Here is a 12,493-nt window from a genome sequence, read left to right as displayed (position 1 = left end):
GGGGTGGCCTGCGGTACTACGCGGTCTGCAGGTCGGCCACGGCGTCGAGCGCGATGTCGATGGCGCGCGCGACGTTGTTCTTCGCTTTCTCGGGGAGTTCGTCGTCGCTGTCGGCGCCCTTCTGGTTGCCAGCGACGAGGTTGCCGTCGACCGTGCAGATGGCGCCCGCGGCGAGGCCGCGGCGGCGCGCCAGCGAGAACACGGTCGCGGCCTCCATCTCGATGCCCAGCAGGTTCGCGTCCTCCCAGTCGGCGACGTACTCGTCGCTCTCGTTGTAGAACGCGTCGTCGGAGACGATTGGACCCACGTGCACGTCCTCGTCGTTGCTCTCGGCCGACTCGACGAGGCCCGCGAGCACGTCGTAGTCCGGGACGGCCGGGTAGACCGGCGACTCGTAGCGCTTGCTCGTGCCCTCCTCTTTGGCGGCGCCGTTGGCGACGATCATGTCTCCGACTTCGACGTCCGCCTGGAGGCCGCCGATGGTGCCGACGCGGATGAACGTCTCGACGCCCGCCTTCGCCAGCTCCTCGACGGCGATGGCGGCGCTCGGGCAGCCGATGCCGGTGGAGCTGATGGTGAGGTCGACGCCGTCGTAGGTGGCGTTGACGATCTTGTACTCGCGGTTCTCGGCGACGACTTCGCTGTCGTCGCAGTGGCCGGCGATGCGGTCGACGCGACCGGGGTCGCCGGGAAGCAACGCGATGTCGTGGACGTCGCCTTCCTCGACGAGCAGGTGGGGCTGTTTCGCCATACCCGGAGTTGGCCAGTGGGCGAGAAAAAGACCCGGATGTCGCGGTCAGTCCAGCGCCACCACACCCCGGGGCGCCGCCGCTTCGAGGGCGGGTGGCCAGTCCGGCGTGAGGCGGGTCCACGTCTCGCCCCAGTCGTCGGTCCGGTAGACCCCGCGGTTGGTCGCGGCGACTACGCCGCCGGGGTCGCCGGTCGCGGCGAGTTCGGCCCGGAGCAGCCCTTCCGGGCCCGGCAGGTCGGTGCAGCGCGTCCACTCGTCGGTGCCGGCGTTCCGGCGGAACACCGCGCTGTCGGCGGTCTCGTAGGTGTGGGCGCTGCGCGCGCCGAACGCCGCCGACGCGAGCAGGCGGTCCGGGTCGCCGGGGTCCCGGACGACGCTCCAGCAGTACGTCCGGTCGCCGAGGCCGGCTTCCACCGTCTGCCAGGTGTCGCCGCCGTCCTCGGTGACGTAGAAGCCGTCGCCGGCTGCCGAGTACGCCAGGTCTGGCCGCCCGGTGTGGGTCGCCATCGAGTGCGTGTCTCGGGGGCCGGCCGGCACCCGGTCCTGCCACGTCTCCCCGCCGTCCTCGCTGCGGAGGAGCGCCCCCGCCTCGACGGCGGCGTACAGCCGGTCCGGCGTCCACTCCAGCCAGCGCACGTGGTGAGTCGACGGCCGCGGCGGGAACGCCCACTGGCCGCTCGACGGCAGGTCGGCCAGGGGCGCGCACTGCTCGAAGGAGTCTCCCTCGGGGGCGCGGTAGACGGCGCTCGGCTCCGTGCCGGCCCAGACGCCAGACTCGGCGACGGTGACGCTGGTCACGTCGCCCAGCGCAGCGACCCGCTCCCAGTCGCCGGGGCCGAGGCGGCGATAGACGGCGTCGCTGGTCCCGGCGAACACGCCCGCCTGACCGTCGTCGATGCACTGCACGTCGCCCTCGAATGCCGCTGTGAGTGTGCCGTCCGCCTCGTCGAGCGCGACTACCCGGTCGGGGTAGGCGGCGAGAAGGTGCATACCGGTCGTACCGGACGAACCACGAAAGTTGTGTGGGGTGGCTCGGGCCACCCCGAACACCGGGACCGGACTCAGAACTGGCCGTCGAGGAAGGAGTCGACTTCCGGCCGCGTGGGGGCGGTGCGCGCGCCCTCGTGCTGGGCGGCGAGCGCGCCGCAGGCGTTCGCGAACTCGAGGGCGCGCTCGTAGCCGCCGTCGTCGAGGCGGACGGCGACAAAGCCGGCGGCGAAGGCGTCGCCGGCGCCCGTGGTGTCCACCGGCTCGATGTCGAATCCGGGGTGGCTGTACGACCCCGACGGGGTGTGGACGGTGGCGCCCTCGGCGCCGTGCTTGACGACGACGACGCGGTCGCTGAAGTCGGACCCGGGATAGGCGGCGTCCTCGTCGAGGACGGCTTCGGCCTCGTTGTCGTTGACGAAGAGGACGTCGGTACGGTCGAGGGTGGCGGTGAAGTCGCGGTCGCCGAGCCGGCGCCCGGGGTCGAAGGAGACAGTGGCGCCCGCGTCCCCTGCGAGTTCGGCGAGCCGGTCGGCGGTCTCGGGGCGCTGGCTGGTGAGGTGGAGGTGGTCGCAGCCAGCGACGACGTCGGGGTCGACGTCGCTGGGGCCGACGGCCTCGTTGGCGCCGTCGTTACCGAGCACCATCACTTCGCCGTCGCCGTCGACGACGAGGTACTTCACACTCGTCTCGAGGCCGTCGACGACCCGGAGGCCGTCGAGGTCGACGCCGGCGTCCTGGAGTTCGCGCTGGGCGAGCAGTCCGTGCTCGTCGTCGCCGACGCTGCCGACGAGCCCCGTCTCGACGTCGAAACCCGCGAGCGCGACGGCGACGTTCGCGGCGCTGCCGCCGCCCGAGCGCCGCTGGGAGACGATCTCGGCCTCCCCGTCCGGGTCGGGGAGGGCGTCCACGCGGAGCGTGACGTCCCAGTTGACGTGGCCGGCGGCGACGACTCTGACCATACCACCGCGGAACGCTCCCCGCGGCTAAAATCCTGCGGGGTCGGCTCGCGCTACAGGCCAGCGGGGTTCGCCGCGATGAACAGCACGACGTTGTGCGTCCCGGGACCGAGGCCGACGGCGGCGACGACGCCGAGCAGGGCGTTGCCCTCGCTGGGGATGTCCCGAACGTAGTCGGCCAGCAGCGCGACGACGCCGCCGGCGAGCGCGAGCTTCACGAGGACGAACAGCCAGCCGGTGCCGAGCAGCGGCTCGGTGGGAAGGCCGGCAGCGAACTCGATGATGGCGGCCGACAGCGGCGTCTGTTCGCCGTACCCGAGCACGTCGATGCCGACGGTGGTGGAGGTGGCGTCGAGGGCGTGCCCGAAGACCGCGAGCACGCCGGCCGCGCCGACCGTGCTGGCGTCCTCGGGCCGGACGCGGGCGACGACGGCCCACGTTGCGACCGTGAGGACGGCGGCGGCGGCGACGGCGCCCAGCGGCCACGCGACGGTCAGCGACGCCTCGGTCCACCCCCAGTAGAGGGCGGCGGCAATCGGCAGGACAGCGAACACGGCGCCGACTGCAGCGAGCGTCGGCAGCGTCGGCGCTGCGGAGCCGGCGCGCCGGGCCGCCAGCCAGGTGGCGCCCGCGACGGCGAACGTCGTGGCGTAGACGACTGGTGAGCCGAAGAAGGGCGCGACGGCGTCCGGGAACAGCGCGAGCTGGTAGCAGACGTAGAGACTGGACCCCAGCACCATCCACGGCGCGAGCGCGAGCACGGTCCGGGCGTCGACGGCCGGGCGCTCGCGGCGGAGCCCCGCCAAGACCGCGACCGTCGCTGCGGCGACGACGCCGAGATAGGGCAGCGGCGGGAGCGCGAACCCGGTCGGGAGCACCGCGGAGAGCGCGACAGCGTTCATACGAGGTGGCGTCGGCCTCGGGAGGAAAGTGTTGTCCTTCCGGCTCAGGCCCGGACGCTGGCTACTCCTCGGTCCAGGGTTCCGTGGTGCCGTCGCCGTACAGCTCCCGCATCAGCGTGACGATGCTCTCGGGCGGGAACTGGCCGCGCTCGGTGACGATGGCGTCGACGTACCGGGGCGGCGTCACGTCGAAGGCGGGGTTCTCCACGTCCGGATTACCGAGGCGCTTGCGGTCGTCGTCGGCGAGCACCTCGGTCTCGTCGCGCATCTCGATCTCGACCGTGTGGCCGGTGAGCGTGTCCGGGTGGAGCTTCAGAGTCTGCGCGGCGACCATCACCGGGACCCCTCGCTCGCGGGCGGAGACGGCGAGCATGCTCGTCCCGACCTTGTTGATGACCGAACCGTCGGCCGCGATGGAGTCCGCACCGACGAGTACGTGGTCGACCTCGTCGAGGTACCGGCGGCCCGCGTTGTCCACGATCATCGTCACCGGCACGCCCCACTCGCGGAGCTGCTCGGCCGTGATGTGGCCCTGCTTGCGGGGTCGGGTCTCTTTGACGACGGCCTCGATGTGTTTGCCGTCGTCGAGCGCGGCCTTCACGCACGCCAGCGCGTCCGTCGAGTGGCAGTGTGTCATCACGACGTCGCCGTCCCGCAGCCGGTTCGCACCGATCTCCCCGAGGTCGTCCTGCGCGCGCTCCAGCTGGTCGCGGAACGACTCGGCGGCCTCGGTCGCCGACGCCCGGAGCGCCCGGACGGTCTCACCCTCCAGATTCCGGAGAACGTACCGGAGCGCGTTCGGGAGGCTGACCGCCGTCGGCCGGGTGTCTCGGAGGTGTCGGGCGGCCTCGCGCATCTCCGCGCGGAACGCCGCCGGGCTCTCGGCGTCGCTGGCTTCGGCCTGGGACTCCAGCGCGTCGGCGGCGGCGCGCGCGATGGTCGCCGCCCCCCGAATCTCCATCTCGGCGATGTCCTCGGCCGTCGTACGGACGTCCTCGTTGACCATACTCGGGCTACGCGCCCACGAAGAAAAGCGTTCGGCGACGGCGCGCTGGCTCAAGGTTTATTCGCGTCGAACGGTTTTCGTCCGCCATGGATCACGAGGAACTCGAACAGCGCATCGAGGCGTCGATCGACGACGCCCGAGCCACCGTGACGGCGCCGCGGCCCAACGACGACGACCACCTCGCCGCGGACGTCGTCTCTCCCGCCTTCGAAGGGAAGTCCCTCGTCGAACAGCACGAGATGGTGTACGACGCGGTCGACGAGCACATGATCACGGACATCCACGCGCTGAAGGTCAGCACGCGGACGCCGGAGGATGCGGAGCGCTAGCAAGACAAATCATAAAGACCTGGCTGCCGTCTGACTCCACATGTCCTCGGAGCAAGTTCGCGTCCAGACGACCGTCGACGACTCCATCGAATCCGACGGCGTCGTCCTCTTCATGAAGGGGACTCAGGCGCAGCCCCGCTGTGGCTTCTCACAGCGCGCGCTGGGACTGATCAGCCAGCACCGCGAGGAGTTCCAGACGGTGAACGTCCTCGACGCGCTCCCGGAGTACCGGGCGGCCCTCGAGGAGCACAGCGGCTGGGAGACGATTCCACAGGTGTACGTCGACGGGGAGTTCGTCGGCGGCAGCGACATCCTCTCCGAACTCGACGAGCAGGGCGACCTCGAGTCGACGCTACAGACCGAGTGAACGGCGGTGGGTGAGGTCGCTCGCGGCGACGCGTTCACTCAGCGCCGCCGGCGTCAGCGGAACTCGAACCCGCCGTCGGTCGCCGCGTCCGGGTCGTCGCCGGCTTCCGCTTCGTCCGTCCCGTCCGCGTCGCCGCTGCCCTCGCCGTCGCCCTCGTAGCCGCCGTCGGCAGCCGCGGAGTCGGCCTCCTGGCCGCCCTCGTCACCGTCGTCGCTGGCCGCGTCGACTGCGCCGCCGGCGTCCTCGCGCGTCTCGAACTCCGCGAGCAGCTCGTTGAGGTCCGAGACCTGCCCGTCGAGGTCGTCGGCCAGCCCCGCCACCTCGGAGACGGAGGCTGCCTGCTCCTCGGCAGCCGCGGAGACCTGCTGGGCCTCCGTCGCGGTGCGGTCGCTGAGGTCCTCGACCTCGTCGATCATCGTCACGACCTCCTCGGTAGAGGCCGCCTGCTCGTCGGTCGCCTCGCTGATGGACTGCACGCTCGCGTTCGCCTCCTCGACCCGCCCGCCGATGTCGTCCAGCGCCGACAGCGCCGCCTCGATGGTCTCGCTGCCGGCGTCGACGCGCTCGCCGAGGTCAGCCATGTCCTCGACCGTCGCCTCGACGTCGTCCTGGACATCCTCGACTAGCCCCTCGATCTCCTCGGCGGACTCCTTGGTCTCGTCGGCGAGGTCCTTGACCTCGTCGGCGACCACGGCGAACCCGTCGCCGTCCTTGTCGGCGCGGGCGGCCTCGATGTTCGCGTTCAGCGCCAGCATGTTCGTCTGCTCGGCGATGTCCGTGATGACGCCGGTGACCTCGCCGATGGCGTCGACCGCCTCCTCGAGAGCGTTCACGCGCTCGACGGCGCTGTCCGCGGTCGCTTCGATGCGTTCGAGTTCGGCGACCGCGTCTTCGCCCAGCGCCCGGCCGCGCTCGCTCTCCGCGGCCGCGCCGTCGACCGTCTCGGCGACGTCGTCGGCGCTGGCGGCGATCTCCTCGACGGTCGCGGACAGCGACGTGACCTCGTCGCCGACCGTCCCGAGCCGCTCGCGCTGCTGGTCGGCGTCGGCGGAGATGTCCTGCACGGACTCGCTAACCTGGTCGCTCGCGCTCCGGATCTCCGCGGAGCTCGTGGAGACGTCGGTGCTCGCCCGGTCGACGGCGTCCGCGATGGACCGCACCTGCGACAGCGTCGCCTCCACGTCGTCCATCATGTCGTTGAACGCCGCCGCGATGTCCCGCATCGGCTCGCTGTCGGCGTCCTCGTCGAGACGCCGGGTGAGGTCGCCGGCCGCGGCCGCCGCCATCTCGTCGCTGTACTCGGCCGCCCGGCGCTCCAGGCGCTCGTTCAGGCGCTCGGACTGCTTGCGGGCCTCTTCGGCCTCCTTGCGGGTCTGCTCGGCGTCCTCGCGGGCCTCGTCGAGGTCCGTGATGAGCGCCTCCAGCCGGGTGTGCATCTGGGACAGCGACGCCCCGAACGACCCCGGCAGGTCCTCGTCGAGCACGTCCGCATCGAAGTTCTGCTCGGCGAGCGCGTCCGCCTGCCGGGCCGCCGTACCGAGGTACACCTGCATCCCCTGGAAGGCGTCGACGAGTTCGCCGAGCTCGTCGGTACGGTCGGTGTCCGGCACGTCGGTGTCGAGGTCGCCGTCCGCGACCGCCGACGCCACGCCGGACAACTCGTCGAGCGCGCTGGATGTCCGCCGACCGACCGTCAGCCCGACCAGCAGCAGGCCGACGAGCGCGATGACGACCATCCCGGCGAGGTACTCCGTCACCTGCGTCTGGAGCGCGTACGCCTCACTCCGAGGCACGTGGTACGCCAGCACCCAGTCGGTGCCCTCGACCGCCGTGTACGCGGTCGCGTACCGGCCGTCCTCCATACCGGTGCGCTCGCCGGCGACCTCGAAGACGGTCCGGCCGTTGCGCGCGGTCGCGACCGCCTCCGGCACCTCGCCGTCGCTGTTGGTGTACTGCTCGAGCAGCGCGCGGTTCCGGTTGTCAAACACGATCTCGCCGTCGCCGTTGACGACTTTCACGTCTCCGGTGGCGATGGGGGAGTTGAACGACTGCGAGCGGTCCGCCAGCGAGACCGTCATCACGAGCACCCAGCCGGTCTTGTCCGTCGGCGCCGTCACCGCGAACACGGGCTCGCCGTTCTCACGGTACGGCTCCGAGACCGCCACGCCGGTAGCGCCGTCCGTGATGGTGCCGAACCACGGCACGTCGCCCTCGGACAGCGACGCTCCGGAGCGGGCGTCGTCCGTGCTCGCCACCACGCTGTTCGTGCCTGTGGAGACGACGTGGATGGCGAGGACGCTGGTCTGGAGTGTCGCGAGCTGGCGCTCCAGCTCCGGCTCGACGTCGCTGGCCCACACCGAGTCACCGCCGAAGTCCGACGCGAGGAACTGCGCCGTCGCCTCCTTCTGGGTCACCCAGTCGTGCAGCGAGGCCGACTGCTGTTCCGCGATGCCGGACACCTCGCTCTCCGTGTCCTCGCCGACCGACTGCTGGGTCTGGAGGTGGATGAAGCCGCCGGCGGCCGCGACCACGACCACCACCGCAAGCAGGAGGACGTTGAACTTCGCGGCGTAACTGCCGCGAATCCGGGCCGGCAGCAGGCGTTCGAGCAGCCCCCGGTCGATGTCGCTCACGCGTCACCACCCCCGCTGCCGCCGCCGAAGTACCCGCGTTTCAGCAGTTCGAGGGTCTCCAGCCCGCTCTCGGCGACCTGCTGGACGAGGTAACTGGTCACCGGTTCGAGGTCGTCAGTGAGGTCCATGTCGCCGGCGGCGCCCTTGTAGTTGAGTTCGCGGTCGGCGGCGACGAGGTCGCGGGCGCGGTCGAACTCGCCGACCGTCACCGAGTGACCGACGCCACCCGAGACGGTCTGCAGTGCGTCGGCGGCCGCCGGCGACGACGCCTCGCCCGCGTACTCGCCGGCGAGCAGCGGGAGCATGGCGGCGTCGTAGGCGTTCATCGTGTACACCAGGAGGGGCGCGGCGTCGGACAGCTCGCGACGCAGGCGCTTCGTCCCGACAGTGTTCGCGCTGGCGACGGACGCCGTGTAGACGCCCGTCCAGTTCGGCCGCGGGTTGTCGGACGCCAGCCCCGAGCTGAGCACGACGTCGCCCTCGTACTCGCGAGCGAGCAGTTCTTTGAGGACCGACGCCGACGACCCCGGGGACCCGACGAACGCGACGGCGTCCGGCTCGGGTGCGAGCGCGTCGTCGACCAGCGGCGCCGGGTCCTCGACACCCCCCGGGTAGGACACGGTCGCCGCCACGTCGGCGTCGATGGTGCCCTCCAGAGCGTTGGCCAGCGCCGACCCGAACGCGTCGTCGAGGTGAAAAACGGTGGCCGTGTCGGCGCTCGCGTACGCGTCGTCGTCGACGATTTTCGCCATCACTGCGGCCTGCTGGCTGTCGTTCGGGCACGTCCGCGCGAAGAACTTCCCGTCGTCGGTGCGGCCCGCGGACGCGAGGTCGGGCGCCGTGCTCGACGGACTGACGAGCAACTGCCGGTCGTCGGCGGCGCGCTCGGTCAGTGACGCCGTGACGTCGCTGATGACCGGGCCGACGACCGACAACACGTCGTGGTCTTCGGTGAGTTCGGCGTACGCCTCGGCGGCGGTCTCGGGGTTCGCGCCGGTGTCCTTCGAGACGTGCACGACCTCCCGGCCGTCCACTCCGCCCGCGCGGTTGGCGTGCTCGACGGCGGCGGCGACCGCGCGCTCGTGGTCGGCGGCGACGTCGCCGAGCGCCCCCGGCCCGGACAGCGGGAGCAGCGACCCCAGCGCCACGGGCTCGCTGGACCCGCCGACGCCCGCGCAGCCGGCGAGGCCGGCTACGGCGGTGGCACCAGCCGCGGCTAGCCAGCCGCGTCTCGTTGTGCGATGCATACCACGTCGGACCCATTTGCCGTATTTCAACGTTCGGTTGGCGTTATCAGCGAGGAGAGTCGGGGGTTCTATGCCACCGCGGGCCCGCCGTCTCCAGCATGGACCGCGACACACTCGCGTCCCGAATCGACCACACCGTGCTCGGGCCGGAGACGACGCCCGGCGACGTCGAGCGCGTCGTCGACGAGGCCGCGGAGTACGGCATGAACGTCTGTATCCCGCCGTGCTACGTTCCCGAGGCCCGCGAGCACGCGCCCGACGACCTGACCGTCGCGACCGTCGTCGGGTTCCCGCACGGCCAGCACGCGACCGCCGCGAAGGTCGCCGAGGCCGAGGGCGCCCACGAGGACGGCGCGGACGAACTCGACCTCGTCGTCAACGTCGGCCGCCTGAAAGCCGGCGAGCACGACGCCGTCGAGGACGACATCGCGGCGGTCGTGGACGCCACGCCGCTGGCCGTGAAGGTCATCATCGAGACGGCACTGCTGTCCGACGACGAGAAGCAAGCCGCCTGCGAGGCCGCCGAGGCCGCCGGCGCCGACATGGTGAAGACCTCCACGGGGTTCGCCGACGGCGGCGCCGAAGTGCCGGACGTCGAACTGATGAGCGAGTACCTCCCTGTCAAAGCCAGCGGCGGCGTCGGGAACTACGAGCAGGCGCAAGCGATGTTCGACGCCGGCGCGGTGCGCATCGGCGCGTCGTCGGGCGTCGAAATCGTCGACTCCTTCGAGGACGCCTAGGCGAGCGAAACGACCGCCACGTCGTCTTCTCGACCACGGTTCGCGAGCGTGAACAGGCGGCCGTCCGTCACCGCGAGCGTCTCCCCGATGGGGTCGTCGACGTCGAACGCCCAGTGGTGGGTGCCATCGACGCCGAGCGCGTGAACCTCGGTGTCCGTCCCGACGTACACCCGGTCGCCGCCGACCGCCGGGAGTGCGGTCGGGGTCTCGTCGAACTCGTGGCGCCACAGCCGCTGGCCGGTCTTCGCCGACACTGCGTGCAGGGACTTCGACCCCGAGAGGAACACCCGCGCGCCGTCGAACGCGACCGCCGAGCGCCGCACGCCAGTCTGCGTCCGGCCGCCGGTCGCGTCCCCGTCGACCCCCACGTCGGTGTACTCCCAGTCGACCGCGCCCGTCTCGCGGTCGAGCGCCACGGCGCCGCGTCTCGTCGCGACGTACAGCCGGGTCGCACCGACCACCGGCGACGACCGCGGCCGCCGCCGCAGGTCCGTCCGCCACGCCGGGTAGCCGGACGCGCCGAACCGGTAGACCTCACCGGCGTGGGACGTGACCGCGACCTGCTGGGTCGTCGCGGGACGGAACACCCCACCAGCGAAGAGGTCTTGCGCCCACGAGGTCTCCCACAGCGGCTCCCGCTCGGGCTCCTCGGTGACGACACCGGCGACGCCGCCCTCGGCCGTCTGCGCGACGAGGTACGGCGGCAACCTGCTGGCGTCCCGGCCGCGTGTCACCGACGGCTCACCGTGGAGTTCGACGTCGAACTCGCGGCGGCGTACCTCGCCTCCCGTCGACGCGTCCAGCCCCACCACGGTCGAGCTGTCCGGACCGGCCCGAGTCCACGCCACGCCCTCGTGGACGTCGGGCGCGATTCGAGTGGCGAAGACGTCCTCGCTGGTCCAGACCGGGTCGCCGGACAGCACGTCGAAGCCGTGAATCGCTTTACCGCCGGTGTACACCGTGGCGGCGTCGACAGTCAGCGTGCGCTGTGCCGGTCGCTGGACGCTCCCGAACTGCGGGGACTCCCACTCGATGCTCGGATTCTCGACCGGCGACGCGTCGCGGGCACAGGCGGTGTTCGCGCCGTCGCACCGGTGTGTCCCCCAGCCGCCGGTCGTGGTCGCGTCACCGCTGGTGGGATAGTCGTCGCCCAGCGGGACCGGGTCGTCCCCGACCGGGAGCGAACTGCATCCCGCCGTCACCGCCGCACTGGCAGCCGCGCCGCTCGCCGCGAGGAATCGTCGTCTGGAGGGCATCACCGGGCGTTCACCCGACCGGGTTGTAGCCGTTGCGGTCAGGCGACGGAGACGACCCGGTAGGTCCCGTCGGACTCAGCGACGGCGTAGAGGCGGTCGCTGGTGAGCGCGAGCGTCGGCCCGAGCCCGTCGCCGACTGAGCGCGTCCAGCGCTGCTCGCCGTCCTCGACGTCGAAGGCGTGTACCTCGCCGTCCTCCCGGCCGAGGTAGACCGCGTCGCCGCCGACCGCGGGCGCCGTCGACGGCCGGTTGTCGAGGGACGTCTCCCAGACCGCGCCCCCGGTACGCGGCGACCGTGCGACGAGCGCGTCGCCGTGGACGGTGTACAGCCGGCCGTCGTCGAGCGCGAGCGGCGCGGTCGCCGGCCGGGGGACGCGCCACGCCTCGCCACCGTCGATGCGTTCGAGCGCGACCACCTGCTCGTGGGTGCCGACGTAGACGCGCTGGGCACCCACGACGGCCGGAGCCGTCACCATGTCGTTCAGGTTGCGGCGCCAGTTCCCGTCGCCGTTCATTCCGAACGTGTACACCTCGCCCGCCCCGGCGGTGGCGACGAGCAGCCCCGAGTCGTACGCTAGCGGTGCTGCGTGCGTGCCGAACACGTCCTGGCGCCACTCGGGGGGTTCGTCGTCTCCCGTCCTGTCCTCGTCGGGGCCCGGCCAAACGACCGCTCGAACGCCCCCCTCGACGGGGAGGAAGTACCGGTCGCGGACGTCGTCGAAGGACCGCGTCGGCGGAATTCCCGCGGGGTCGGATATCGCCGTCGCGTTCAGAAGTTCGCCGTCGACAGCGTCCACGGCGACGACGCCCGGCTGGTCGTTGCCCTCCAGGGTCCGCGTGGTGGCGTACGCGACGTCGTTGACGACCGGTGGCGCCCACCCGCCCGTACCGTACCGCGACGACCAGAGCGTCTCTCCCGAGAGCACGTCGAACCCCGTGAGCCCCTTCGCACCGACCACGACTGTCGCACCCGCGACGGAGGGCCTGGCGTTGAACGGGACGGGCTCGGACCGCCACTCGACGCTCGGGTCCGCGACGCCGCCGTCCGGGACCCACCCGGTGTGTGCGGGGTCCCGCCGGGGGTTCGGCCACCCCGACGCCACGTTCGTTTCGCGGGGCGTGTCGTCGCTCGGTTCGGCGCTCGGTTCGTCGTTCCCGTCGTCGCCGCCACCGCCACCGAACGGCAGCGCGCTACAGCCCGCGAGCGCGGCCGCGCCGACCGCAGCGCTCGTCGCGAGAAACTGTCGTCTGGAGGGCATCGTCGGCGGTTCGTCGCTGGCGGTTGTATCGTTTTGGGTCTCGGGCTGCGTACCGGC

12 protein-coding genes are annotated in these 12,493 nt (G+C 71.8%); 3 read left to right on the top strand and 9 right to left on the bottom strand.

What is annotated here, in order from left to right; genetic code table 11:
- Positions 1–16: 16 nt before the first annotated feature.
- The 5 genes from LT971_RS03770 to LT971_RS03750 all read right to left on the bottom strand — a co-directional run bounded on the left by LT971_RS03770 (position 17) and on the right by LT971_RS03750 (position 4,605).
- The gene (locus LT971_RS03770; RefSeq protein ID WP_237005515.1) at positions 17–751 is read right to left on the bottom strand and encodes a guanosine phosphorylase; all 735 of its coding nucleotides are present in this window, start codon (positions 749–751) and stop codon (positions 17–19) included.
- Positions 752–796: 45 nt separating this feature from the next.
- The gene (locus tag LT971_RS03765; protein WP_237005514.1) at positions 797–1,741 is read right to left on the bottom strand and encodes a WD40/YVTN/BNR-like repeat-containing protein; all 945 of its coding nucleotides are present in this window, start codon (positions 1,739–1,741) and stop codon (positions 797–799) included.
- A gap of 71 nt (positions 1,742–1,812) precedes the next feature.
- A complete protein-coding gene (locus tag LT971_RS03760; RefSeq protein WP_237005513.1) occupies positions 1,813–2,700 on the bottom strand; it encodes an ATP-dependent ribose-1-phosphate kinase in 888 nt (295 codons plus the stop codon).
- A 50-nt stretch (positions 2,701–2,750) separates the two neighbouring features.
- Positions 2,751–3,599 (bottom strand): DUF63 family protein, encoded by an 849-nt coding sequence (locus tag LT971_RS03755; RefSeq protein WP_237005512.1) that lies wholly within the window; start codon positions 3,597–3,599, stop codon positions 2,751–2,753.
- A 61-nt stretch (positions 3,600–3,660) separates the two neighbouring features.
- On the bottom strand, positions 3,661–4,605 hold the full coding sequence (locus LT971_RS03750) for a ribose 1,5-bisphosphate isomerase (protein ID WP_237005511.1): 945 nt from the start codon (positions 4,603–4,605) through the stop codon (positions 3,661–3,663).
- A gap of 86 nt (positions 4,606–4,691) precedes the next feature.
- On the opposite strand from LT971_RS03750, the gene LT971_RS03745 reads away from it, so the two are divergent.
- Both LT971_RS03745 and LT971_RS03740 read left to right on the top strand, forming a co-directional pair.
- Positions 4,692–4,934 carry a BolA/IbaG family iron-sulfur metabolism protein gene (locus LT971_RS03745; RefSeq protein ID WP_237005510.1) on the top strand — a complete coding sequence of 81 codons (243 nt, stop codon included), beginning with the start codon at positions 4,692–4,694 and terminating at the stop codon, positions 4,932–4,934.
- 40 nt (positions 4,935–4,974) lie between these two features.
- Positions 4,975–5,301, top strand: a complete 327-nt coding sequence (locus LT971_RS03740) for a glutaredoxin family protein (RefSeq protein WP_237005509.1) — start codon at positions 4,975–4,977, stop codon at positions 5,299–5,301.
- Between the two features lie 53 nt (positions 5,302–5,354).
- Here the strand turns inward: LT971_RS03740 and LT971_RS16370 are convergent, their stop codons facing one another.
- Both LT971_RS16370 and LT971_RS03730 read right to left on the bottom strand, forming a co-directional pair.
- Positions 5,355–7,934, bottom strand: coding sequence for a methyl-accepting chemotaxis protein (locus LT971_RS16370; RefSeq protein ID WP_280337325.1), 2,580 nt, complete (start codon positions 7,932–7,934; stop codon positions 5,355–5,357).
- A complete protein-coding gene (locus tag LT971_RS03730; protein ID WP_237005508.1) occupies positions 7,931–9,181 on the bottom strand; it encodes an ABC transporter substrate-binding protein in 1,251 nt (416 codons plus the stop codon). Before LT971_RS03730 ends, LT971_RS16370 begins: the two co-directional genes overlap by 4 nt.
- 98 nt (positions 9,182–9,279) lie before the next feature.
- On the opposite strand from LT971_RS03730, the gene deoC reads away from it, so the two are divergent.
- Positions 9,280–9,921, top strand: coding sequence for a deoxyribose-phosphate aldolase (deoC, locus tag LT971_RS03725; protein WP_237005507.1), 642 nt, complete (start codon positions 9,280–9,282; stop codon positions 9,919–9,921).
- Here the strand turns inward: deoC and LT971_RS03720 are convergent.
- Positions 9,918–11,177, bottom strand: coding sequence for an outer membrane protein assembly factor BamB family protein (locus tag LT971_RS03720; RefSeq protein ID WP_237005506.1), 1,260 nt, complete (start codon positions 11,175–11,177; stop codon positions 9,918–9,920). The two genes, deoC and LT971_RS03720, sit on opposite strands and share 4 nt — an antisense overlap.
- A 38-nt stretch (positions 11,178–11,215) precedes the next feature.
- Positions 11,216–12,436: an outer membrane protein assembly factor BamB family protein gene (locus LT971_RS03715; RefSeq protein ID WP_237005505.1), complete on the bottom strand. Its 1,221-nt coding sequence runs from the start codon at positions 12,434–12,436 to the stop codon at positions 11,216–11,218.
- Positions 12,437–12,493 lie beyond the last annotated feature (57 nt).

Source organism: Halobacterium rubrum, from assembly GCF_021729015.1.
Classification (GTDB): domain Archaea; phylum Halobacteriota; class Halobacteria; order Halobacteriales; family Halobacteriaceae; genus Halobacterium; species Halobacterium rubrum.
Note: the sequence above shows the minus strand (reverse complement) of the source record. Positions and strands in the feature narration are given on the sequence as shown.